The organism is Flavobacterium sp. TAB 87 (assembly GCF_001529295.1).
Taxonomy (GTDB): Bacteria; Bacteroidota; Bacteroidia; order Flavobacteriales; family Flavobacteriaceae; genus Flavobacterium.
On record NZ_LLWK01000037.1, the window covers coordinates 561672 to 587410 of the forward strand.

Annotated in this window: 20 protein-coding genes; 1 reads left to right on the forward strand and 19 read right to left on the reverse strand. The window is 34.7% G+C overall.

Going from position 1 to position 25739, the window contains the following annotated elements; genetic code table 11:
* Positions 1 to 135: 135 nt before the first annotated feature.
* Positions 136 to 1545 (forward strand): DUF4403 family protein, encoded by a 1410-nt coding sequence (locus tag AP058_RS11715; protein ID WP_066310856.1) that lies wholly within the window; start codon positions 136 to 138, stop codon positions 1543 to 1545.
* 1 nt (position 1546) lies between these two features.
* Here the strand turns inward: AP058_RS11715 and AP058_RS11720 are convergent, their stop codons facing one another.
* The 19 genes from AP058_RS11720 to AP058_RS11810 all read right to left on the reverse strand — a co-directional run bounded on the left by AP058_RS11720 (position 1547) and on the right by AP058_RS11810 (position 25716).
* The gene (locus AP058_RS11720) at positions 1547 to 1816 is read right to left on the reverse strand and encodes a hypothetical protein (protein ID WP_066310858.1); all 270 of its coding nucleotides are present in this window, start codon (positions 1814 to 1816) and stop codon (positions 1547 to 1549) included.
* Positions 1806 to 2348, reverse strand: a complete 543-nt coding sequence (locus tag AP058_RS11725; protein ID WP_066310861.1) for a DUF420 domain-containing protein — start codon at positions 2346 to 2348, stop codon at positions 1806 to 1808. The genes AP058_RS11720 and AP058_RS11725 overlap by 11 nt, the downstream gene beginning before the upstream one ends.
* A 2-nt stretch (positions 2349 to 2350) precedes the next feature.
* Positions 2351 to 3037 (reverse strand): SCO family protein, encoded by a 687-nt coding sequence (locus tag AP058_RS11730; protein ID WP_066310864.1) that lies wholly within the window; start codon positions 3035 to 3037, stop codon positions 2351 to 2353.
* 10 nt (positions 3038 to 3047) lie between these two features.
* Positions 3048 to 3689 carry a hypothetical protein gene (locus tag AP058_RS11735; RefSeq protein WP_066310866.1) on the reverse strand — a complete coding sequence of 214 codons (642 nt, stop codon included), beginning with the start codon at positions 3687 to 3689 and terminating at the stop codon, positions 3048 to 3050.
* Between the two features lie 78 nt (positions 3690 to 3767).
* Positions 3768 to 4118 carry a cytochrome C oxidase subunit IV family protein gene (locus tag AP058_RS11740; protein WP_066310867.1) on the reverse strand — a complete coding sequence of 117 codons (351 nt, stop codon included), beginning with the start codon at positions 4116 to 4118 and terminating at the stop codon, positions 3768 to 3770.
* A gap of 19 nt (positions 4119 to 4137) precedes the next feature.
* Positions 4138 to 5118: a cytochrome c oxidase subunit 3 gene (locus tag AP058_RS11745; protein WP_066310870.1), complete on the reverse strand. Its 981-nt coding sequence runs from the start codon at positions 5116 to 5118 to the stop codon at positions 4138 to 4140.
* Positions 5119 to 5160: 42 nt separating this feature from the next.
* A complete protein-coding gene (locus AP058_RS11750) occupies positions 5161 to 5748 on the reverse strand; it encodes a cytochrome c oxidase subunit 3 (protein ID WP_066310873.1) in 588 nt (195 codons plus the stop codon).
* Positions 5749 to 5752: 4 nt separating this feature from the next.
* Entirely contained in the window at positions 5753 to 6655 is a 903-nt protein-coding gene (gene cyoE / locus AP058_RS11755) for a heme o synthase (RefSeq protein WP_066310880.1), read from the reverse strand.
* 150 nt (positions 6656 to 6805) lie between these two features.
* Positions 6806 to 8923, reverse strand: coding sequence for an energy transducer TonB (locus tag AP058_RS11760; RefSeq protein ID WP_066310881.1), 2118 nt, complete (start codon positions 8921 to 8923; stop codon positions 6806 to 6808).
* Between the two features lie 19 nt (positions 8924 to 8942).
* Positions 8943 to 9686 (reverse strand): deoxyribose-phosphate aldolase, encoded by a 744-nt coding sequence (deoC, locus tag AP058_RS11765; RefSeq protein ID WP_066310885.1) that lies wholly within the window; start codon positions 9684 to 9686, stop codon positions 8943 to 8945.
* A 168-nt stretch (positions 9687 to 9854) separates the two neighbouring features.
* The gene (locus tag AP058_RS11770; RefSeq protein WP_066310887.1) at positions 9855 to 10232 is read right to left on the reverse strand and encodes a VanZ family protein; all 378 of its coding nucleotides are present in this window, start codon (positions 10230 to 10232) and stop codon (positions 9855 to 9857) included.
* The gene (gene gcvH, locus AP058_RS11775; RefSeq protein WP_066310891.1) at positions 10225 to 10605 is read right to left on the reverse strand and encodes a glycine cleavage system protein GcvH; all 381 of its coding nucleotides are present in this window, start codon (positions 10603 to 10605) and stop codon (positions 10225 to 10227) included. The genes AP058_RS11770 and gcvH overlap by 8 nt, the downstream gene beginning before the upstream one ends.
* Positions 10606 to 10689: 84 nt before the next feature.
* Positions 10690 to 17838 carry a cell surface protein SprA gene (gene sprA, locus AP058_RS11780; protein WP_066310895.1) on the reverse strand — a complete coding sequence of 2383 codons (7149 nt, stop codon included), beginning with the start codon at positions 17836 to 17838 and terminating at the stop codon, positions 10690 to 10692.
* A 22-nt stretch (positions 17839 to 17860) separates the two neighbouring features.
* Positions 17861 to 18442 carry a Holliday junction branch migration protein RuvA gene (gene ruvA / locus AP058_RS11785; protein WP_066310898.1) on the reverse strand — a complete coding sequence of 194 codons (582 nt, stop codon included), beginning with the start codon at positions 18440 to 18442 and terminating at the stop codon, positions 17861 to 17863.
* A gap of 77 nt (positions 18443 to 18519) precedes the next feature.
* On the reverse strand, positions 18520 to 20811 hold the full coding sequence (locus tag AP058_RS11790; protein ID WP_066310900.1) for an NADP-dependent malic enzyme: 2292 nt from the start codon (positions 20809 to 20811) through the stop codon (positions 18520 to 18522).
* Positions 20812 to 21142: 331 nt separating this feature from the next.
* A complete protein-coding gene (locus AP058_RS11795; RefSeq protein ID WP_066310902.1) occupies positions 21143 to 21568 on the reverse strand; it encodes a CBS domain-containing protein in 426 nt (141 codons plus the stop codon).
* A 253-nt stretch (positions 21569 to 21821) separates the two neighbouring features.
* Complete coding sequence (gene queG, locus AP058_RS11800; RefSeq protein ID WP_066310904.1) at positions 21822 to 22745, reverse strand: tRNA epoxyqueuosine(34) reductase QueG; 924 nt, start codon at positions 22743 to 22745, stop codon at positions 21822 to 21824.
* 79 nt (positions 22746 to 22824) lie between these two features.
* Entirely contained in the window at positions 22825 to 23847 is a 1023-nt protein-coding gene (gene ruvB, locus AP058_RS11805; RefSeq protein WP_066310907.1) for a Holliday junction branch migration DNA helicase RuvB, read from the reverse strand.
* Positions 23848 to 23919: 72 nt separating this feature from the next.
* Positions 23920 to 25716: a cbb3-type cytochrome c oxidase subunit I gene (locus AP058_RS11810; protein WP_066310909.1), complete on the reverse strand. Its 1797-nt coding sequence runs from the start codon at positions 25714 to 25716 to the stop codon at positions 23920 to 23922.
* Between the last annotated feature and the right edge of the window lie 23 nt (positions 25717 to 25739).

A 25739-nucleotide genomic window follows, 5' to 3' on the forward strand; every position in this document is an offset into this window, starting at 1 on the left:
TTAAATAGTTTATGATAATAAAACGTTAATAGTTTATAACTCACAATATGTAAGTAAACAAAAGTTGCAAATTGTTACACTTTTTAACAAACATATCTTTCTTTTTTTAATTTTACCATATAAAACAGATTACCAATGGCACAAAATAAAACTATTATATATTCGCTTTTCATTCTCCTTTTTATCAGCAGCTGCTCGAGCACTAACCAGTTGTCTACGTTAAAACCAGAACCCGATGACGCAACACCTTTAACTTACCAAAGCACTCCGTCATTCATTAACTTACCGATCACTGTACAAATAAAGGATATCGAAAATCAAACCAATACCCATTTAAAAGGTTTGATCTATGAAGACAATGACATTACTGACGATGATATAGAAATGAAAGTTTGGAAAACTGCTTCAATCCAAATGCGGAATGTGTCTAAAAACTCCAATGGAAAACTAGAAACGGTCCTACCATTGAAAGCACTTATAAAATATAGAATTGGAACCGAAAGACTAGGCCTCAAGATGTATGATGTTCGAGAATTTAATTTAACTGGTACTGTGATTTTGAATAGTGATGTCGCGCTAAATAACTGGAAATTAAGGACAAAGACGGAAATAAAATCATTGGTATGGACAGAGAGTCCAACGATGACTGTTTTTGGTAAAAACATGCCGATTACCTATCTCGCGAATCCTGCAATATCCCTATTCAAATCGGATATTACAACTAGTATTGATTCGGCCATAGAAAAAGCAATGGACTTTAAACCCAATGTACTCGCTGCATTAGAACAAATTTGCACTCCTTTTTTGATGAATGAAGATTATGAAAGTTGGTTGCGAATTGCTCCAACTGAAATTTATTCGACTGAGGCAAGTATTAAAAAAGATGCTTTTATGCTCGAAATGGGCGTAAAATGTACCATGGAAACGATCATCGGAAAACAACCAGAATCAAAATTTAATGCCGCCAATATTGCAATCAAACCGGTTAGTAAAATTCCAAAACAAGTGAACGCAAGTATTGCTGCTATTTCGACCTATAGTGCAGCTTCGAAAATTATGAGTAAAAATTTTGTAGGTCAAGAATTTGGGTCGGGAGGTAAAAAAGTACTTGTGAAAAACGTACAACTTTGGCACAAAAACGGCAAGATGATTATTGCGCTAGACCTTTCAGGCTCGATTAATGGAGCTATTTATTTAAGTGGATTTCCACAATACAATAGCGCAACTAAAGAGCTTTATTTTGATCAGCTGGATTATGTTTTAGATACAAAGAATAAATTGACTCGCACTGCGAATTGGCTGATGCAAGGATATATTTTAAAGAAAATTCAAGAAAGTTGCCGCTATTCTATCGCTCCAAATCTTGAAGAAGGTAAACAAACCATGCTTACTTATTTAAATAACTACTCGCCAATGAAAGGTGTGTTTGTAAATGGAAAACTAAACGAAATTACATTTGATAAGTTAAAATTAACGAATCAGGCAATTATTGCTTTTTTGAAAATAAACGGAACCGTTAATATTTCGGTTGATGGGCTTGAATAAACTATTCTGATTTACTCTTTTTTGATTGGTACATTTTGTACACAAAGTAACCAATAACTACTACCAATAAATACGGAACAAGCATTAAATAGACAATACCATCATTTACCGCTTCTGCCTGCTTAACATTTGCATCGCCACCCAAAGCGGCACGACACATCGCACATTGAGCGTTAGCAGACATTCCGATAAAGAAAAAACAAAGTCCCAAAAACAGCGATTGAAATCTTACATTGAAAGATTGAAATCTATTTAATTTTTTAATTGACATAATATGGAGAAATCATTAAATATACTACAACACCCGTAATGGCCACATAAAGCCACAACGGAAAGGTGATTCGTGCAATTTTTCGATGCTGATCAAAACGTTGTGACAAAGCGCGAACATACGTAATTAATACTAAAGGAATTATTGCAATTGACAATAAAATATGTGAAATTAATATAATAAAATAAATCAAGCGCATGGTACCTTCTCCACCATATTTGGTTGAATCTGCGGTCATGTGGTAGGCAACATACATCATCAAGAACAACACTGAAAATGCAATTGCCAAAGTCATCAACCGCTCATGTAACTTTCGTTTACCATTTTTAATGGCAATGACTGCCACAATCAAAACCACTGCTGTCATTGCATTAATTGAGGCATATATTGGCGGTAAAAACGAAAGCGGTTCTACATCGTAACCAAAATCTTTTAATTTGATTCCGAATAATATTGCAACTACAACAGGAATAATTATCGAAACTGCAATAATATATTTATTGTATTTTTTTTCTAAAGAAGTGGTTTCCATTTCTATTCTGCTAATAATATTGTAATGTCTTGTTGTATCTCGCGAACGCCTTTTTTATCTAAACCATCGTAATACAAAATCGGATTTCCGAAATCATCTTTACGACAACGAATATTTCCTTCTTTATCTACCAAAGCAAAAAGTCCCGAATGTTCAAAACCTCCATTTACCTTATCGTTTTCGCCTGCATATAAATTAAACCCTTTGTTTGACAGGTCAAAAATAGCTGCTTTATCGCCAGTTAAAAAATTCCAACTGGACGAGCGCACTCCTAATTCGGCTGCATGCTCTTTTAAAACTTTTGTAGTATCATGCTCTGGATCGATCGTAATCGAAATAATTCCGAAATTAGGATTTCCAAAAAACTTATTTTCTATCTCCAACATACTCACATTCATCTTAGGACAAATAGAAGGACATTTGGTGAAGAAAAATTCTAAAACATATACTTTCCCTTTGTAGGCTTCATTGGTCACTTTTTGATTGTCCTGATTGCTCAAATCAAATTTAGGAACAGGTCCGATCAGTACTAATTTATCCCCTTTTGTCTCCTCGTTACTCACATTGTCTAGTCGAGCACCTTTAACGATAGAACCATCTTGAATTCGATCAATAATTTTAGGAACGGCATAAATCCCAAAAATTAAAATAACAAACGATATACCGATATACGATTTATTTTTAAACATGATAAACTATTTACAATTGCTTAGTAGCATTATGATTCTTTTTTAAAGCAGCACGATATTCATACAATACAATTTTAAAATCATCTAACATCTCATTATTCAACTCAGATGGATGAAAAGTATCATATCCTTCTCTATATTCCTTTTCTTCTGTTCTACCTCTTAAATTGCGTGCTTTATCTATTATAAATACATTTGATGTTCCGTGACCTACATCCAATTTCTCTCTTAACTTTAATTCAGCAAAATAAGCTTTAATTTCTTCTGGGTTTGCGAAAAGAAAATGCCACTGAGACACATCTGTAAAATCATCCAAAGCATCTAAAATACCAGCAACATCAGCTTCGGTTCCTTTTGGGCAAACCATTACAAACTGCAAGTCTTTAAACTCATGGTAGCGCTGGTAAATTTTTTCATTTAAATTGAAAAGATTTCCACGGTTTTTTACAATATCAAAACCACCAAAGCCCAATATAGTGATTTTATCATTCAAGGTTACAGGCTCTCCTCTCAAAGACTCCCATTTGCCAAAATCGGGCACTTTTGCCGTAACTATAGGAAGTTTCGTAAAACTATTTACTCCCGATGCAAAGAAAAGATAAGCAACAATAGGGAGAACAAATAAAACAAAAAGAACAATGTTTTTTTTCATGGAGCGTAAAAAAATAGGTTAACTGCAAAAATAAAAAAAGGTACGCAATGCGTACCCTTTTTTTGAATTAATATGATCTTAAAAATTCCATTTGATAGTAGAATTTTTAAAAACCTCATAAATATAATGTCCTTCTGTTAACAGAATAAACAATAAATAAGTAATTAAAAATACCAATGGCCAAACTACTGAAGATCGTAATGAACTTTTCTCGCCTTCCATGTGCATGAAAGCCCAAACAATATAGTATGCTTTGACAATAGTTAAGATATAAAAAATCCAGTTCAACAAGTTCAAACCAAAAAAATGATTAAACTCTAATGCACCTGGCTTAATAATTCCTAGTACAACTTCTACAGTAGTTATTACTGAAAGTAGACCAAAAACAACCCAAATTCTTTTTGTATTAGAAACATATTCGTGTGACATAATGCTATAAATCTTAAAATTAAACTAAGTAGAAAACTGTAAATACAAATACCCAAACTAAATCGACAAAGTGCCAGTAAAGTCCAACTTTCTCAACCATTTCATAACTTTTTCTTTTGTCGTATGTACCTAACAATACATTAAAGAAAATGATAATATTAATTATAATACCGGTAACTACGTGAAAACCATGAAAACCTGTAATAAAGAAAAAGAAATCAGCAAATAATTTATTTCCGTATTCATTTCTTATTAAATTAGCTCCTTCAACAACATATTTGGCATCGCCTAATCTTGCTACTGACTCTTCTCTTGAAAGAATTGTCTTTTTCTTCTTATCTGTAAGTTGCTCAGTTCTGATTAATAAATCAGGATGTGCTGTAAATCCAGCTTGTACTTCAGCAACAGAATACGTTGGTAAAGTTTCAGCGTCGCTCATAAACCATTTGGCGTCATTTCCTCTTAAAGGAACTCTGCCGTCTTTTTGCTTTACTGCAAAATCAGCTATAGCAATTTGCTTTCCTTCTTTATTCACAAATTGAAGAATACTGCCTCCTTTAGTTTCAATAGCTCCAAATTCACCATTTATAAAGTTTTTCCATTCCCAAGCTTGTGAGCCTACGAATATCAAACCACCAATAATGGTCAATAACATATAAATAGCAACTTTTGTTTTTTTCATTTGATGTCCTGCATCAACAGCCAAAACCATTGTTACAGAAGAGAAAATTAAAATAAAAGTCATTAAAGCAACATACAACATTGGTTGTGGATTGCCGTGCATAAAAGGAAAGTGAGTAAAAACTTCATCGGCTATAGGCCAAGTTTCAATAAATTTAAATCTTGAAAAACCGTAAGCTCCTAAAAATCCAGAAAATGTTAAAGCATCTGATACGATAAAAAACCACATCATCATTTTACCATAACCCGCTCCTAAAGGTTCATTTCCACCTCCCCAGGTCTTCTCTTCGTTGTTTGCAGTAGTAACTGTCGTGTCCATAAAAGTTATTCGTTAAAAAGTTCCCAAATTTACGTTTTTTTCTTATTTAAAGAAATATAAAAATAAAAATAAATAAACCCACAAGAAATCAAGAAAGTGCCAGTACATCGCACCTAGTTCTATTCCAAGAGTTTGAGTTGAATTGTATTTTTGTTTAAAATGATTATAAATTATTACTAGTAGTGAAATAATTCCGCCTGCAAGGTGCAAAAGGTGTGTAACGGTAACTACATATAAAAACGTAGTCGTTATCGAACTTCCTGCTCCCGTAAAATAAAACCCTTGTTCTACGATTTGTCCAAATCCAACAAATTGCAAAACTACAAACAAAATACCTAATCCTAAAGTAGCTAGTAAGAAATTTGTTGTGCGCTTATAATTGTCTTTTTTTATGGCTGTTTTAGCCAAGTGAAAAGCAACACTACAACCTAAAATAACCAAAGTGCTCCAGTAAAAAGCTGGTGGCAACTGAAAATCTTTCAACCAGTCTGCGCGTGATTTACTAACCACAAAGGCACTCGTTAACCCTGCGAACATCATGGTCATACTCACCATGGCAAACAATAAAATCAACTTATATGATTTATCTGTCCGTATTCTACTTTCGTCTTTAACCATTGTCATATCCATATAACTATCTTAAAAATTTATCAATTATGTAAACCAGTTGCAATAATGAAATATAAGAAACACTAACTAACATCAATGTTCTCGCTGCCTTGGCAGTTCTAATTTTGTATAATTTAACCGCGTAGAACAACATCCAAACTCCTAATAAAAACACTAAAATTGCTGCAATTGGAGAAAGAAACAATTGACCGGTATAACCGATCATTGGTATTAACGACGCGACGATCAACCAAACCGTGTATAAAATTATCTGTAAAGCCGTCCCATTATCCCGCTTACCTGTTGGTAGCATGAATATACCTGCTTTTTCATAGTCGTCATATAAAAACCATCCAATTGCCCAAAAATGAGGAAATTGCCAAAAAAACTGAATTAAAAATAATGTTCCTGCTTCAATACCGAATTCACCGCTTGCGGCTACCCACCCTAACATAAATGGAATTGCACCTGGAAAAGCACCTACAAAAACGGATAAAGGCGTTACTGTTTTTAATGGTGTATAAACACTTGTGTATAAAAATATTGAAATCGCACCAAACATTGCTGTTTTGGGATTAATTGCATAAAGCAATCCCAAACCAATAATAGTCAACAAAGAAGCAACAAAAAGCGCTAATCTTGGAGACATTCTTCCAGAAGGCACTGGCCTGTTCTTGGTTCTATCCATCAAACTATCAATATCCTTCTCGATCACTTGGTTGAACGCATTAGAGGCACCTACCATGCAATAGCCTCCCACGCACAAGAAACCCAAAACCCACCATTGAAAAGGGTGATCCTTATCAAAGCCTAATAAATATCCTGCAATGGATGAAAATAGTACACTTACAGCTAACCCTGCTTTGGTAATTTCTTTAAAATCATTAAAAATAGATTTAATTGAAAGTGTATTTGTAGTTGCGCTCAATGCTAATTTATTTTGTGGTTTTTTTAAAACTGCTGCAAATGTACAAATTTGATTATGAAAAGGAGAATCATACCTTTAGATTTAAAAGCAAATCCAACGATAATTAGTCACATTTTCAACTTTGCTTCGGTTTAAATTAGAAAAGTCTTATTAATAGTCAAAGTACCAATTAAAAATATCCGAGCGCAAACCAATAGAGAACCAATTGGTACTTTCTTTAAATGTCGTTACTGTATTCTGTGTCGGATCAAAATTTCTAAAAATGTAACTTCCATACAGTTTTAGATTAGTAGCAGGATTTACTAAATAACCTCCTTGAACATCGCTAATAAATACGGTCGTTTTATTTCCTTGACCTACTTTAACTCCTTTGTCAAAAGGTCTCTTCTCGTCATAATCGATATAAATATTACTGCCGTAATTAAACGAATCTTCGGCAGTATTAAAGTCTAACCCTCTAACTCCGTATGTGATTTTAGCATCCGCAAAGAGTCTGCCTTTATGGTAACGTGCAATAGCTATAAGTTCTTCAAAATTTCCGCCCCATTGGTGCCCAATGTTTTGATTGTTGTGTCCGTAATTGGTAATGATATTGCTGTGCTCGTATACGTATGGACGTACATGATTGTACTCTAATTGCAGCAGTAAGTTTTGAACATTAAAAGCGTCATAATATTTAACCCCCAATTGATAACCAAATTTATTTTTCCAGCTGTTGTCTCTTTCTTTAACATCTCCCAAAGAAAATTCATCTAATAAAAACTGCCCGTAGAAATTAATCTGATTATTCCATTTGTATTTTGAAGTAATGGCCAACATAGCATTTCCACTTCTTGAAGAAGAAGCAAATTCAACCGAACGGTAAAAAATGATCGGATTGACAAAATTCATATCAAAACCTCTGTTATTGCTGTCGGTCCATATCACAGATTCAAAAAGTCCAATGTTTAATCGGTTGGAAACATTCCAGCTCAAATAATGATTCGCCATAAATTTGGAAGCATAGGTTTTATCTACCGTAACCTCTGGCCGAACGTCTTTAAGCCACAGGTACGTATTCGTATATTTTATTTTCCAAAAATTAGTATTAATTTTAAAATAAGGATAGGGACTCGCACCATCACTTTCTAACAAAGAGCGATAACCGTCTCCTATAAAATTACGTCCGTAACCTAATTGAAAATCAAAATGCTTGGTTGGAGCAAAAGTTAAATTCGCTTCCGCTAACGGAAAATCATATCCATCTTCTTTAAACTCCTTCGCGATTCCCATGCCTGGAATAATGGCAGGATTACCTCCCGAAGGTTTTATAGATTCGGCATAGCTATTGAAATAAGTAGCAAATCGACCTTGACTTTCATAAACAGTAGTTGTAAAATTTAATTGTTTTCCTAAACCACCGCGAAAATTAAGCGCTCTAGTATTAATGTACGTTCGTTCTTTAGTATGAGTTGCAGAACCCACTTGTAAATCTAAAATAGGATTCAATGTAAACCAATACCCATCTCCTTGAATTTCTACCAAACTTTCATTCCACAATTTTTTGCCCCACCAACCTGAAACCTCTTTTTTAAGGCTTTCATTTTTGGCCATAAAATCATAATATTTAGCAACTTCGGCGTACGAGTATGGCTTTGATGCCGTGTGGTTATTGCTTCCTACTTTATTAATAGCACCATCAAATTTTGCATAATAACTATGAGAAAAAGGAATATTTAAATGGCTTTCAAATTCTGGATTATCGTATTTCTTATAAATAATACTATCCAATTCAGTTAAAGGCTTGTTATCTGGCTTTAAAAAATTAGTGGTTGCCAAAGCTTCATTAGAGACAGCTTCTGGGCTTTTCAGCGGAATACCAATTGCGATTGTATATTTAGAATACGTTGGTTTTCCATCATAAGTTGCAGGAATAACTTTTGGAAATTGTCGAAATACACGAAGAGTCTCAATCTTTAAATCGTCATTTATTGCATTAACGTACAAAACTTTAAATTCGCCTGTCGCATCTACTTCAAATAAAACTTTTACGTTTCCCTTGTACCCGTTCTCTATGGCGCTTTTAGGTACATTAAAATTCTGGAAGACTAATTGCTGCACTTCATAGTAAAAACAATTCTGCAACGCAGTGTTATCTAAAGTCGCACAGGAGAAAAAAGCAGGAAAACGTTCATTGACTGTGGTTGAGGCAATGATAGTATTTGTTTGTTGTGCTTTGAGAGAAAGCGTACTCAAAATACAAAATAAAGTAACGAGACTTTTATTCATTGTAGGTATTTATGGTATTTTAATATTCGTTTATACTGCTTTGTTTGCCAGCAATTGCTTTTGCTCCAGAAGTTCCAATGCGTTTAACTCCCAAAGAAATCATTTGCATCGCTTCTTCAAAAGTTCGAACACCGCCTGCCGCTTTTATTGACAAAGGAGATGCATTTTCTATCATCATGGTAATCGTTGGTAATGTCGCGCCGTTTGGCTTTCCGTCTTTCGTCTTATAAAACCCAGTTGACGACTTTACAAATACTGATGCATACTGATTTTCTTCAAAATGCAACATTACAACATTTTTTATTAAAGCTGATAACTGTATAATTTCTTTTTCCGTCAATGCTGCAACTTCAATAATCCACTTCACCGTTTTAAAATTGGCCAGTCCTAATCGCGTTCCTTCCAGAATTTCTTCTTTCACGAGTTCTACTTCACCGTTTTTAAAAGCGGTATAATTGCAAACAAAATCTAAGTCGTCTGCACCATTTTCGATTGCAGCTTGCGCTTCTATGATTTTAGCTTTTAAGTTAGATCTTCCTTCAGGAAAATCAATTACGGTACCTACCAAAAGACGCGAATTTGCGGCAACAACCATCTCGCGAGCCAACACCACCATTTCGGGCCGAATCATAATCAATTTAAAATCTTCATGAATGGCCTCTGCCACCGCAAGACGAACAACTTCTGTATTTTCTTCTACGGTCAACCCAGCTTGTTCTGGAGTTTTCAAGTAAGTTGAATCTAAATATTTTTTGACATCCATTGGTTTACCACTTTAACTGTTGTTTCTAAAACGCAAAAATACGCTTAAAATTAAGAAAGTATGCTTTTAAAAAAAGGCAATTCTCTGTATTTCATTACTATAAAATGAGTTCTGATTAAAAACAGAACGAAAGTTATAGTAAAAAAGCCCACCGAAGTGAGCTTTTATTTATTTTTTGCTTATATATGAAGTATAAAAAACGATCGTTATTATAGCGAACGTTCCGCCAAAAGTGTTGGCTAATACATCTGTTACATCTTGCGCCCGCGTCGCGGTGTAAAACCCTTGCAGCATTTCGATTATGATTCCGAAAAAAACCGAAAAAACGAAAGCCATCAAAAGTGATTTGTATGTATTGGGTGTTAAAAACTGTCGTCTAAAGTATAAAAACCAAATAATTGTAAATCCAAAATGAAACGTAAAATGAACAATTTTATCTATTAAAGGAATTGTAACTAAAGGTATATTTGAACTTGGCATTAAACAGGCATAAGCAATAATTGCGGTCCAGAATAAAGCTAAGAGTAAATAAATTAATTTACGCACCGATTAATTCTTTATATGCATCTCCTGAAAGCAACCCTTCAATTTCAGATTCATTTGAAATTTTAATTTTAATCATCCAACCTGCTCCGTAAGGATCTGAGTTTACTACTTCTGGAGCACTCTCCAAAGCGTCGTTAAACTCAATGATTTCTCCAGACAATGGCAGGAATAAGTCAGAAACTGTTTTAACGGCTTCTACTGTTCCAAAGATTTCATCTTTTTCTAAAGTTTGGTCTAAAGTCTCTACTTCAACGTAAACGATATCTCCTAATTCTTTTTGTGCAAAATGTGTGATTCCCACAGTTGCTACATCTCCTTCAATACTAATCCACTCGTGATCTTTTGTGTACTTTAAATTTGCTGGTATACTCATACTACTGTTATATAAATTGATGTTTTAACTTTAATGACACAAATGTAACAATCTTCTCATAATTTACTCTTTTATTCTTCAAAATTAATTCCCAAAATTGTAGCGCAAGGTAAACCCAGAACGAATATTTGTTATTGGAAAAGATGTCGAAATTACGGCCTTTGAAAAAGAATGATCGTAATAGAAAATTGCAGTTAAATTTTTACTGAAAGAATAGTCGGCTGTTAATTTTACAGACCAAATATTTTGTCCAGCGGCTAACTGATTGTTATTATAATCTAAATAACGCACCAAGGTCTGATTGTTTCTATATGAAATATCACCTTTTATATTGATGTCACTTTTAATAATTCCGGTTGGACTGTCTGCTAATTGCGATGAAATGATTACATCTTTAAAACGATAACCCATTCCGACCACATACTCCACTCCTTGCACTTCGGTTAATAAGTTATTATCAAAACTCATGGACAAGGCGCGATCCTTTTTAATTTCTGTCAATATTTTTAACGAACTTTTGAGCTCAAAATCCATACGAATTAACGGACTGAATTGCTCGACTAAATTGACATTAGACATTATTATTTTATTCAGGAAATTACCGTTATCATCAAATCCTCCTGGAGTTTCATCGTATTCAAAATTAGATCTAAACTGACTCACGGTATAAGAAGCACGATACCCATGTTGCAAAGAAAACCGCTTGAATTTTTCTTTAAAGAAATGGTATCTCATTAAACCATTATACTTCACGTTCCAATTGGGAATCGGAAAATTTTTAAAAATTCCCAGCGATTCGCCAGAAGCGTTTTGACCACTGTAAGCCGCCAAAAATGCAGGTAATAAAACCGCTTGATTGTTTTTTGCATATCCCAACGGGAATCCGTCTGCATCTAAATTAATCGGATTGCTAATGTCAATTCCTTTTTGAGATGCTAATCGGTTCGCAATTACCAATCGGTTCGACCTAAAATCATCAAAAGCTGCCGATTGATTTTCATCGCTTACTGCAAATGATGTTTTGATCAAAACAGTCGATATCGAAAATATCCCGAAGCTATAAGGAGATCTTGAATTGTAATCCCCATTGCTACTCACGTCATATTGTTCTGAATAATTTTCAGAGTAAGCACGATCCATAGCTAAATCAATTTTTAGATCGGGAAACAAATCAATATTAGCGTTGGCTTTTAGTAACTTATTATTTACTTGTGTGAAATTTTGATTAAAATCTTGATAATTGGTCAACCATCCGTTTTTGGCCGCTTCGTAACGCACGTCATCTTGACTACCAAAAACAAATCCTAGCGAAGGTCTTGACGATCCTAAAAAACCAATGCTGGGTAAATAACCTGGCAAAACAGTTCCGCTATTTTCAGTATAATTTATCTGTACATTTTTTATACTGGTTAAAACTCCTAGTAAACCATCTTTAAAAGGACTATTTAACTGCGTCGGTTGTTGGTTTGTATTGACCACTTTTTCACCCGGCTTTGGAGCTGAAGGTCTTGGAGCTATTTTTTTGTTTTGCTTGCCGTTTATTCCTAAATATTTATACAAACTATTCATATCTAATGCCGCACTAATTGTATTGGAATTAGCATTTTGAATCGTGTTTCCTAAATTATAATTTGCGCCATCAATTTCTATATTAGACAAAGCAGTTGATGCTCTTTGCCAACTGTAATCTCCCGTATACGAATAATTAGCTTTGATGAAACTTAAAACTGGAATCTTGTTAATCGGAATTTCGTAATTTAAAACCAATTGTTGCGAATGCTGATTGGCTTGTCCAATATCCCAGTAACTATCCCAAATATTAAATTCTGGTATCGGCTCGTTATCTTCGTTTAAATAATTTCTGACAATATTTCCAGTTGCAACAACGTAATTCAATTTCAACGACTTGGTTAAGTTATAATTGAAGCCATACTGGTAATTAAACTCATAATTTCTTCGGTACAACGGATCTAAACCAATTCCTTGCACATCTTCAACCTGTCTAAATTGTTGACGATTGTACTGTCTGTTTATATTAGAAGAGAAATTAATATTACTCGGCAAATAATTAAAATTAAAGTCACTTAATAATTTCCAATAATCGCTTTTCTTTAAAAATGTATTGTTTTTTAAAGGTTCTACCAATTTTGGTTTAAACGTATAGGCATAGGTTACCGTCGTACTTGTAAGTTGGTCTTCATAATCCTCGATTTCAAAATCGTGTCGTTCTACCTGATTGTACGATTGCGAAAATGTTATGTTTTCCACATCATAAACATGCGGTTTCTGCTCTGGCGCTCGGTCTTTCCGCACTCCAATAAAATTGATGCTTTTGCGCTTGGTATAATCAATAGCGCGATCTTTATACAAGTCTCTTTGTGCGTTATCTTTTGTGACATCTAGCAATTGCTTCAACTTAATATCTTCATTAAAAGGATCGTATTCTGGAGTAATGATTTCTTCTCCAACAGCGTAATTAAAAGGTAGGTTTATAGCCCACTTTGTTGGCAATAACTTTCCTAAATTTAAATTCGTAATAAAGTTATACTGCTGAAAATCTTCACGACTTCTTTCGTTTGAAGTTTCTTCCAGCGCTCCAAAACCTATGGTGCTTTTTCTTCCTGTTGCCGAAATAGTGGCAAAATCTGCCATATTAGTATCCACATTCAGTATTGCAGCCATTCCGCCTTTATTGTCCATTCCAGACATACGCAATTCATTGAACCACACCTCTCCTTTTATGTCTTGGCGAATGTCATTATTTTTTACACCGACCATTAAATTTCGAATCAATCCAAAATTCGGATTTCCTTTAATACCCAATCTTAAATTTGGATCACCGTCTCCACCAGGAACACTTGCGTCATCATCTGGATAATAAATTCCGTCAAGCGGAAGCGTATTTGGATCCACACTCATTGCCAAAATTTTCATTTTCGTCAATAATTCCATGCTCAAATTAATGTTGTTGTCTTCGGGCCAAACGACATCAGCACTTAATTTAGAACAATTATTTGAAGAACTACTGTTTGGAATTGTAACTTTTAATGGAATCTCAATTTGATAAAAGGACTGTGTAAAGTCATTACCCATTCGGATAAAAGCAGTCATTTGATTGTCTTGCAAAGGCATCTCAAAAGGCAGTGATTCTGCATGCACAAACATCTGTAATTTTTTATACTGACGCATGTCTACACTCACATTTTTAAAAACCGCTCTCGAATCTCTTGGCTCCAAACCGTTACCCGCTACACGCAGCGAAAGTGATTGCTCATTCTGATTGATGATTGTATTGTTATTGTACAATTGCTCTCTTTCAACCCCCGGAGGAGTTACGTAATTCACTGGACAGCGATCGCTGTTTTCTTCTATATTTACTGCCGCGACATCAAAATCTGTCCCATCATTTGTAGGATCTGTATCGTTTGCATCTAAGGTGCTGGTGTATCTTCGCCATTCGCCTCGCACCAAATCTAAAGCACCAAAACGTATGGTAACATTATCATTAAATCCAGTCATGAACATACGCATGAAACGAATGGATCTGAAATCAGATATATTTCCAATAGTATTTTGTGGTTGCGTAACCGGAATTTTAAATTGAATCCATCTTGCTTCGGTTGTACTTCCATTAGCCATTGTAACTTGTGTATTGCGAACATCTGTAATAAAATTTTCGCCCACAGTCATTCCCGGTTTTACATCAACACTATACTCATAATACGCATTAATTGTATTCATAGTATTGTCTTTATTGATGTCTTCCACATCTGGTAAGGTAGTAGATGCACGGTTTGGATCATTAATATCAATATTCGAATTTCCTTCTACACCATTATATCCTTTGTAACGTGCTGTTATGCCACCTGTAGTATTCAAATAATAAGTGTAATCATCGCCAGCAGGATCATTTTCTCCCGCATAATTGGTGTAAATAGCTGCTTCTTTTGAATTTGGCAAACCATCTAAACCTACATCTTGGTTAGTACGATTCGTTGCATTTGTATCAAAAGCGTATACCAAAGATTGAGAGGCAGGAACATCTCCCCAAATTGGCTGTGGCGTCGCTAAAATTTGATCAGGACCAAGTCCGTTCTCATATTGTTTGCGTCCGTCTTTTAAAATGTCTTCAGAAATTTCACCTAAATTAAAATATAATTTCCCAGTATTTCCAGTCTGTGAGGCGCCCGCACCAACATAAGGGTCAAGAACCCAAAACTGAATGTACTCTACATTTCCCTGCTCGAAATTTGTAGCATTTAATGCACGCATAATTCCTCCAAAATTATCTTTGGGGTTTAATCCAACAGTAGAGTCATTATTGTACGGTCCTCTTTCGGAAGGATAAAAACTCAAATCAAGCGTGTTTACCACCTGAGATTGACCTTGTGCAATATCTGTTAACGGATACAATTCGTTGCTAAAAATTCTTCGTGTAGTATTTAAAGATAAATCGTTATTAGAAATTCCCGATGGTTTTTGCGCATAAAAAATAGGATCGATACTGTACCAATTTAATTGTGCTCTTTTAAAACCATAACTCAAATCGTTTGCTTCTGCATTAAAATCGTAAGTACTATTCGCGTTTTTTGCAGGAGTTGAAGATAGACTCCAAGCATAAGCAGAACGCATATCGATAGTGGTTTGCGAACCTTCAAAATCATCTACGTAAACTGTAGATTCACCATTAAAATCATCTGCTTTTGGCGAACCTGGTTTTAAAAATGCAACTTCTCCTCTAATAGAAAGATTAGAAGGCACATCGGTGTCTATGTTGGGTAGTTTGTTTACCAATCGAGTAAAGAAAGGAACTTCTGTCGAAAAATTAGCATTAAAACCAAAAATCGCATTGTTTACGGACTCTTGACCATAATTTGTTTTTTGCGTAAATGGCTTCTGTGTCATTTGCAAATACGTTCCTCCTACTACAAATTTGTCAGATATTTTATGTTCCACATTCAACCCCATAAAGCGAGTGGTTTGTTGACCGAAAATAGAATTATTTTCTAGCGAAATTTCAATGGGCGTGTTCGACGCTTGCAGAGAAGGATCTAGAATTTGAACTCGACCTAACTGATAATTAACGCTGTAATCGACACCCTCTACAAGAACTCTTCCTCCAGCAGTAACCACAACCGAACCTTGAGGCACGTTAAATGCTCCAATAGGAATTCCATCTCCACCAGTGGACTTGTATTTTCCTCTCAATAAAAATTTATTTTTATCGCTGTCCTGTAATGCTGCAGACTGCGTCGAACGATACATTGTTCGAAAAACATATTTTTGTTGATTGGCATTATAACTAGTCGGATTGTTGTATTGTTGCCCACTATTATCCGCTAATTTTCTAAATAACAATTCCCCAAAAGGTTCTTTAGTAGTAAAGATAATTCGGCCGTTTTGTGCATCTACGGTAACACCTTGCATAAAGTCAAAAAATCCGTCACCGCCTATCTGTGGGTCATTAGTATAATTTAGTTTATCTAAATTAAAAACTTTCAATAAAGGTGTTTCTTCTAATCTATCTTCTGGAGCAGGATTTGCGGGAAAAGTGCTTCCTGCGACTGGTTTAATGTAATTGATTGGAGAAGGATCGGTATATAAAATATTTAGCCTAAAATCTTCTTGTTGTATTTGATACGCACCTTGTATTTGATAAATGTTTTTCATCATTAAATTCCAAACTGGATTTTTAACATTTGTCAAATTGCTTTTCAACATTTTTAAAATCAAACTTTGCGTAATTACTGCTTGATTCGAATTTTGAGTTCCCGTTACCACCGTCGCATCTACACCATCATTACCAAACTCACCCACTCTGTACACTTTGTCTCCAACAGTATATTCGTACGCAACAGCCAAAACTTCGTCGTTACCAAGTCTTTGTTGCAGCGAAATATAGCCCAGTTGTGCATTATACGTAAATTCGTTGGCGGTTAATTTTCGTGCATTTTCTAATTTAGAATAATCTTGACCTTCACTAATATTAGTAGTATTAAAACCAGAACTTGCCGTTACAATTTCGCGAATATTAGAATTTAAAAGTCCAGTTCCTGATTTAATTTGCCCAGGATTATAGCCATTGTTAGAGTTGTCTGCAGGAGAATTTATAGGATTGTTAAACATCCCTGTAGTAGGATTTAAAACCACAATTTCATTATCTGGAATACCTGAAATTTGCCCTTCACCTAAATCTTGAAGTGCAATAATGTTTCTCAAGTTATTATTGGTAGTACTTATTCTATTTTGCTTGTTGGTCACCCAAACTTCTATTCGAGTAATTTGAACACGACTATCAATAAACGGATAATTCTTTAACGCAGAATCGTATTTGTTTCTAAAATATTGCGAAAGAAAAAAATGTCGGTCGTTGTCGTAATCTAAAGCATAAAGATCAAATTTTTCAATCGTTCCTCCACCTTCTGCAACTAAACTTTTAATTTGAGATTTTTGTTCCGAAAAAACACCCGTTACAGTTGTTTTTCCAAATTGTAATTCTGTTTTTACTCCAAATAAACTTTGAGCACCACGAATTAAACTGCTGTTTAACGGCATACTCACATTTCCAACTTCTACTTTTTGAATGATGTCATCTTCGTCTGGCGTATACTCTAATTTTATTAAATTTTGAAAAGCAAACGTCGACTGTGTATCATAATTGGCGTTAACATTCAGTCGTGTACCCACTTTACCTTGCAGGCTCATGCTAATACGCTGGTCAAAATCAAAAGATAAATTGGATCTATTTCTAGGAGAAAAAGAAGGATTGTCTTGCTTGGTGTAACGCATACCTAAATCCATTTCGACAGAACCCGTTGGTTTTACATCAATAGTATTGCTTCCAAAAACGGACTCGAATAATCCTGAATTGATATAATAGCGAGGTAACAAATCTTTTTTAGCATCTTCACTACCATCTTTTCGACCTTCTATCGCATCGATTTTTTTCTTGAAATAATTACGACGGGATTCCTGAAGTACTAATTTTTCGTATTCTTCTGGTGTCAATATTATGGGGTAATCGATAGAAAAATCATCTACTGACTTTGTATATACGTAGCGATTTGTAAGAGGATCGTACGTGTATGCCGAAAGAATACTGGATGGATTGTCAATGCTAACTTTACCGACGGCATACCCTTTTGCTACTGTATCTTGTTGCTGTTGATTTACTTGTCCTACAGCATTAAAGCCACAGAACAAAACCATTAAAAAGACACAAATTTTAGGCATACAATTCGTTTTTAAACTCTTTTTATAAATTTTTCAACGCTTTTTTAATGATGGTTTCAACTGAAGCCTCAGGTTCTTCTTTTACTATTTTTTCGACAACTTTTTCGGCCGTTTTACGAATAAATCCTAAAACTTCTAAAGCAGATAACGCCTCATCTCGGTTTGTATTGTTTAGAACTATAGAAACTTCGTCTAAATCAAATAATTTAACTACTTTTTCTTTTAAATCAAGGATCACTCGTTGCGCAGTTTTATTACCAATTCCTTTAATAGATTGAATAACAACTACATCTCCCGAAGCGATTGCATTGATAATTTGTTTGGGTTCTAATGAAGACAACATTGTTCGTGCAATATTGGCGCCTATACCTGAAACGGATAGTAACATTCTGAATATTTCACGTTCTGATTTTTCTACAAAACCAAACAAAGTATGAGAATCTTCTTTAATTTGAAGATGCGTAAATAATTTAATGAAATCTGAATTTGGAATTAACGAGTACGTATGTAAAGATATATTTACTTGATAACCAACTCCTCCACAATCAATAATCACCTCAGTAGGTGATTTTTCGACCAATTTCCCTTGTAAATGTGCAATCATAGTTTCACTAATTAATCAAATATATGAAAAATGAGCCTAAAAAAGGCTCATTTTACTTTATACTTAATATCGTACAATTATTTTGTTAATTTCAACTTTTTGTTTTCTTTTTCTTGTGCATCAAGAACAGCGATTGTAGCCATATTTACCATTTCTTCTACACTTGCTCCCAATTGAAAAATGTGTACTGGTTTACCCATACCCATCATAATTGGCCCGATAGAATCTACTTTATCAATTTCTTTTAATAATTTGTAGGTAATATTTGCTGATTCAAGGTTTGGGAAAATTAGCGTATTTACCTTCTTTCCCGCTATCTTAGAAAAAGGGAACTTATCTTTAAGCAACTCTGCATTTAAAGCAAAATCAGCTTGCAATTCCCCGTCCACAATCATATCAGGATGATTTTTATGCAGATAAGCAACTGCTTCTCTAATTTTTGCAACTGCAGGATGAGGTGACGATCCGAAATTAGAGTAAGAAACCATTGCGATAACAGGTTCAATTCCGAACATACGAGCCGTTTTTGCTGTCATTATCGCAATTTTAGCCAGATCTTCCGCAGATGGATTGATGTTAATTGCCGTATCGGACAAAAACATTGGACCACGTTTGGTCATCATCATATTAGCAGTAGCTACTAGTGAAGCACCTGGTGCTTTATCAATCAATTGAAGCATTGGCTTTACAACTGTTGGGTAACTTCTTGAATACCCTGTTACCAAAGCATCTGCTTCTCCTTCATTTACCATCATCGCAGCAAAATAATTACGCTCTCGCATTAATTTTTGTGCATCCAATAAAGAAATTCCTCTGCGTTGTCTTGTGCTCCAATACGTATGAGCAAAACGATCACGTCTTGCTTGTTCTTTCTTAGTTTTTGGATCGATAATTTCAATATCTGCATCAAATCCTAGCTCTTTTTTAAACTCAGTAATGATTTCTTTATTACCTAATAAGATAGGAAATCCGATACCTTCTTCATATACAATTTGAGCTGCTTTTAAAACATCAAAATGATCTGCTTCTGCAAACACAATGCGTTTTGGTTCCATCTTGGCTCGGTTTGTAATCAAACGAACCATTTTGTTATCGTTTCCTAATCTTTCTAAGAGCTCTTCTTCGTATTTATCCCAATCTGTAATTGGATTTTGAGCTACACCCGATTCCATTGCTGCTCTCGCAACTGCAGGCGCAACGATGGTAATTAAACGTGGATCAAATGGTTTTGGAATGATATACTCAGTCCCAAAAACTAATTTTGTTGCTCCGTAGGCTACATTTACTTGCTCCGGCACCGATTGTTTTGCTAGTGATGCTAAAGCTTTAACCGCAGCCATTTTCATAGCTTCGTTAATTTTAGTCGCCCGAACGTCTAAAGCTCCTCTAAAAATATAAGGAAATCCTAAAACGTTATTTACCTGATTTGGATAATCAGAACGTCCTGTGGCTATAATAACATCTTTGCGAGTTTCTACAGCAACATTATAATCAATTTCTGGATTTGGATTTGCCATCGCAAAAACAATAGGATTGTCTGCCATGGTAAGTAGCATTTCTGGCGAAAGAATATCTCCAGTAGATAATCCTAAAAAGATATCAGCACCTTTCATAGCTTCAGCCAACGTGATTGACTCTCTATCTACAGCATACTTTTGTTGTAATTTTGATAAGGACGGATTGTCTTTAGTCAAAAGTCCTTTACTGTTAAACATCAAAATATTTTCGAGTTTAACTCCTAATAAAATGTACAAATCAGCACAAGCCAAAGCAGCCGAACCTGCTCCAGAAACTACCATTTTTACATCTTCTGCTTTTTTATCAGCTAATTCTAAAGCGTTTATTAATGCTGCCGAAGAAATAATTGCAGTTCCATGCTGATCATCGTGCATCACCGGAATATTTAATTCTTCTACCAAACGTCTTTCAATTTCAAAAGATTCTGGGGCTTTAATATCTTCTAAATTTATACCTCCAAAAGTTGGAGAAATATTTTTTACAGTTTGAATGAATTCTTCAATGTCTTTGGTTCCTATTTCGATATCAAAAACATCGATATCTGAAAATATTTTAAAAAGCAGACCTTTTCCTTCCATTACCGGTTTTGAAGCTTCTGGTCCGATATCTCCTAAACCTAAAACTGCCGTTCCGTTTGTAATTACAGCAACTAAATTTCCTTTTGCAGTGTATTTGTAAACGTTGGTAACATCTTTAGCAATTTCTAAACAAGGTTCAGCAACACCGGGTGAATACGCTAAAGATAAATCTCTTTGCGTAGCATATTTTTTTGTTGGAACTACTTGAATTTTTCCTGGAGTTGGTTTAGCATGATATAATAATGCTTCTCTTCTTTTACTGTCTTTATTCATTGTTTTTAGCTTTTAATCTAGGCTGCAAAGATAGTGGAGTTCCTGTAAACAGAACATTTTTCTGCGAATCTTTTAGTAGGACTTCCCTTTTTTAAGAAAAACTCAAGAAAACGACTAGAAATAAGGTGATCAGTTTGAAAAAGCAACTTATTTATTAAATTAGTTCTTTTGCATAATAAGCAAAAAGAACGATTTAACTAGTTAGTCGTTTATGTAACTAAAAAAACGAGTAGAAAATAAATTTTTTCCACTCGTTGCACTATTATCTTATTCCTTTTATTGTTTGTGAAACTAACCTTAAATAAGATCGTTTTACGTAAGTGGATCTTTTTTATTGAGAAATGTATGAGTCTAAATGCTGAATCGTTTCTTTTTGAACTTCAATTATTGCCTTTACTACATCACTTATCGAAATTATCCCGATGACTGTTTGTTCTTCTACTACGGGAAGATGACGAATTCTTTTATTACTCATCAGCGCCATACAATTATCTAGCGTATCCGAATCTTTGATTGTAAAAACAGTCGATTCCATAATTTCGCTTACGGGAGTATCTCTCGATGTTTTGTCTTTTAAAACAATTTTGCGGGCATAATCTCTTTCGGATAATATTCCTTTTAGCGAACCATGGTCGATAATTAAAATAGCTCCAATATTTTTTTCTCCCATTACTTTTAAGGCCTCGTATACGGTTGTTGATGAAGTCACCGAATAAACCTCGTTGCCTTTTGTGCTTAATATTTGATTTACAGTCATATCGAAATTTTTTAAGGATTATAAAGTTAAAAAAAATATGACACAAACCAAGAATCTACTTCATTTTTTTATTTCTATGATTTTAATACACAGCACAATACCTAAAAAAAAGACTTACTCCTGAACACTTTTTAGAGAAAAAAAAAGATCAAAAAACTATTAATTCGGGAATTAAAACCTACGTTGCGGCAAAGTAAAACTTGAGAAATGTACTAGAAGTAAAAAACATGAAATTAAAGCTTGAAGAATAACATTACTTTAAAAAATCAATATTTCGCTTTAAGCCACTAAACTTAGAGCGTTTTAAAGGAGAGTCTTTAAAAACCTGTCTAAAGGTTTCTTCGGTAAGTTCTACCCAATCATTTTTAGTAAAAGAGAGTAGGTTAGGATTAGCATTAAAGAGAGGTTCGTTATGTGATTTCGAAAAGCGATTCCACGGACAGACGTCTTGGCAAACATCACATCCAAAAATCCAATCGTCAAACTTTCCTTTCATTTCGTAAGGAATATTATCCTTCAATTCAATTGTAAAATACGAGATGCATTTACTCCCGTCAACAACATACGGCGCAACAATTGCCTGAGTCGGACAAGCATCCAAACAAGCGGTACATGAACCGCAATGATCAGTAACTGCGAAGTCGTATTGAAGATCTAAATCGATTATCAACTCGGCAATAAAATAAAAAGAACCAGTTTTCTGTGTAATTAAATTACTATTCTTTCCTATCCAACCTAAACCGCTCTTAGCGGCCCATGCTCTATCTAAAACTGGTGCTGAGTCGACAAAGGCACGACCGGATACTTCACCAATTTCAGCTTGAATTAAAGCTAAAAGTTCATTCAATTTATCCTTTATGACAAAGTGATAATCTTGACTGTAAGCATACTTACTAACTTTGAATGCGTCTTCATTTTGAAATTCCTGCGGGTAATAATTTAAAAGTAAAGAGACTACACTTTTTGAGCCTTCAACTAATAATGTAGGATCTAATCTTTTGTCAAAATTATTCTCCATGTAAGTCATCTGCCCATTTCGTTGGTGGTAGAGCCAGTTTTCTAATCGTGGTGCTTCCTCTTCTAAAAATCCTGCTTTCGAAATACCACAAGACAGGAATCCGAGCCGCTTTGCTTCAGATTTTATAAATGACGAATATTTTTCTTTGGTATCAATAATTGTAAAATAATTTCCGCAAAATTGAGAAGTGTAGTGCTTCTTTTAGCAATTAAGTATTCTTTTAAAATTCAATAAAAAACTAAAACAAACCGCCTTGAATGTTAGCTTTAACAATTCCTAAATGCCTGTACGCTTTGTCGGTTACCTCACGACCACGAGGAGTACGCATAATAAACCCTTCTTGTATTAAAAAAGGCTCGTAAACCTCTTCAATAGTTTCACTACTTTCTGAAACCGCAGTTGCTAGAGTTGAAAGTCCAACTGGACCGCCTTTAAACTTATTTATAATAGTTGCCAAAATTTTATTATCCATTTCGTCTAAACCGTGCGCATCAACATTTAATGCTTTTAGAGCATATTGTGCAATCTCTAAGTCGATTGTTCCGTTTCCTTTAATCTGAGCAAAATCACGAACGCGACGCAATAAGGCATTCGCTATACGTGGCGTTCCACGACTGCGTCCTGCAATTTCAATCGCAGCTTCAACATGAATCGGCATTTTTAAAATAGATGCACTCCGCTCCACTATCGTCGATAAGAGTTCTTTAGTATAATATTGCAATCGAGAAGATATACCGAAGCGTGCACGCATTGGCGCAGTTAACAAACCCGAACGAGTAGTGGCGCCAATAAGTGTGAAAGGATTTAAATTGATTTGAACAGTTCGTGCGTTTGGTCCAGATTCAATCATTATATCAATTTTAAAGTCTTCCATAGCAGAATACAAGTACTCTTCTACAATAGGACTCAAACGATGAATTTCGTCAATAAAAAGCACATCACGCTCATCTAAATTAGTCAGCAGTCCCGCTAAATCGCCTGGTTTATCTAACACTGGGCCAGAAGTGATCTTTATACCCACCTCTAGTTCATTCGCTAATATATTAGCAAGTGTAGTTTTTCCCAGACCGGGAGGCCCGTGAAACAAGGTATGATCAAGTGCTTCACCTCGCTGATTAGCAGCAGCAACAAACACTTTAAGGTTTTCTAAAACATGATCTTGACCCGCAAAATCATCAAAAGAAAGTGGTCTTAATTTCTTTTCAAGATCAAATTCTTCGGTATTATATTGGTTTGTTGTAGGATCTAAGTTCTCGTTCATATAGCAAAGATAACTAAAGAACAAACAAGACAAAAAAAAACCGCTATTTATAAAATAGCGGTTTTAGTTATATTAGTGATGAAGAACTTCTTCTCCTTCTTTCATCGGTATATTTTGCGGTACAAAATCTACATCATAATTCGGATTACTATAATCATAAGGCCAGCGGTGAACTTCAGGAATTTCACCTGGCCAGTTACCGTGAATGTGTTCCACAGGCGTAGTCCACTCTAATGTTGTAGATCTCCAAGGATTCTGAATTGCTTTCTCTCCGTAGAAAATACTACTAAAAAAGTTATATAAGAATACTAATTGAAAAACTCCACCTACCAAAGCAAATACTGTAATTAATACGTTTACGTTTTGTAAGTCATCAAAAAGTGGAAAACTTGTATTGGTATAATATCTTCTTGGAAGACCAGCTAAACCAATAAAGTGCATTGGAAAGAAAACACCATAAGCACAAACTGCAGTTACCCAAAAGTGTATGTATCCTAAATTCTTGTTCAACATTCTACCGTACATTTTAGGAAACCAGTGGTAAACACCAGCAAACATTCCATAAAGAGCAGAAATACCCATTACTAAGTGGAAGTGAGCAATTACGAAATAGGTATCGTGCACATTAATATCTAATGTACTATCTCCTAAAATAATTCCAGTTAAACCACCAGTAATAAAGGTTGAAACCATACCGATAGAAAACAACATTGCTGGATTAAACTGAAGGTTACCTTTCCATAAAGTTGTAATCCAGTTGAATGCCTTTACAGCTGACGGAATTGCAATTAATAAAGTTGTAAAAGTAAATACAGAACCTAAAAATGGATTCATTCCGGAAATAAACATGTGGTGTCCCCAAACAATTGTCGAAAGAAACGCAATTGCTAAAACAGACATAATCATCGCTCTGTATCCAAAAATTGGTTTACGAGAACTTGTAGCTAATACTTCAGAAACAATACCCATTGCAGGTAAAATTACAATATAAACTTCTGGGTGTCCTAAAAACCAAAATAAGTGCTCAAATAAAACTGGAGAACCTCCTTGATAATGCAAAACTTCACCAGCGATATAAATATCAGATAAGAAGAAAGAAGTACCAAAACTTCTATCAAAAATTAATAATAACGCAGCCGATAATAAAACTGGAAACGAAATTACTCCAATAATAGCAGTTACAAAAAATGTCCAAATCGTTAATGGAAGTCTAGTCATAGACATTCCTTTAGTTCTTAAGTTAATAACAGTAACGATATAATTTAAAGATCCCATTAAAGAAGATGCAATAAATATCGCCATAGAGATTAACCATAAAGTCATACCTGTTCCAGAACCTGGAATCGCTTGTGGCAAGGCACTTAATGGCGGATAGATTGTCCAACCTGCAGATGCTGGTCCTGCCTCTACGAATAAAGACGACAACATAATTACTGCGGAAAGAAAGAATAACCAATATGAAATCATGTTCATGAATCCAGAAGCCATGTCTCTAGCACCAATTTGAAGTGGTATCAATAAGTTACTAAAAGTTCCACTTAAACCGGCTGTAAGAACAAAAAACACCATTATAGTTCCGTGAATAGTTACCAATGCCAAATAGGTATCATTACCCATAACGCCATCAGGTGCCATTCTATCACCTAATAAAACATTAAATAATTTAAATGACTCTTCTGGCCAAGCCAACTGCATTCTAAAAAGCATAGACATCATAATACCTATGATTCCCATTATAATACCTGTAATCAGGTACTGCTTTGCAATCATCTTGTGATCCGTACTAAAAATATATTTAGTAACGAATGTCTCTTTATGATGATGTTCGTGTTCGTGATCGTGTCCGTGATCGTGACCTTCTGCTGACATATATGTATACTTTAAATTTTCTT